The sequence below is a fragment of the Arthrobacter sp. 18067 genome (assembly GCF_902706295.1).
Classification (GTDB): domain Bacteria; phylum Actinomycetota; class Actinomycetes; order Actinomycetales; family Micrococcaceae; genus Arthrobacter.
In genome coordinates this window covers 1-418 of sequence record NZ_CACSJJ010000092.1, presented here as the reverse complement: position 1 = coordinate 418, position 418 = coordinate 1, and the positions used below count along the sequence as shown (strand labels likewise).

At 61.5% G+C, this 418-nt stretch carries 1 protein-coding gene; it reads right to left on the bottom strand.

Going from position 1 to position 418, the window contains the following annotated elements; genetic code table 11:
• On the bottom strand, positions 1-313 hold a 313-nt coding region (locus tag GVL04_RS24225; protein ID WP_159709178.1), incomplete at its 3' end, for a F0F1 ATP synthase subunit A.
• Positions 314-418: the final 105 nt, after the last annotated feature.

The following is a 418-nucleotide window of genomic DNA, read 5'->3' as shown; positions in this document are numbered from 1 at the left end:
GGATCCAGAAGAAGATCGTGATGGCGATCGGCGTGACCAGCTTGCTCTTGCCGTGGTAGGTGTCCTTGGCCTGGCGGTCGACGAACTCCAGGCAGATCTCGACGAAGGCCTGCCACTTGCCCGGCACGCCGGCGGTGGCCTTGCGGGTCCCCAGCCAGAACGCGACAACGATCACCAGGCCCATCAGGACGGCGGTGAGGAAGGTATCGACGTGGATATGCCAGAACATACCCTCACCCTTGCCGACCGGTGCGGTCAGGTTGTGCAGGTGATGCTGGATGTAGCTGGTAGGGGTTAGAGCCTCGCCCGCCATGTGTCCGGAACCTTCAGTTAATTGAATTCTGTCAACGCCTGGCCATGGCCAGGACCTGGAACATCAAGCCGACGGCGATACCGGCCAACAGCGCCAATGCAGGCA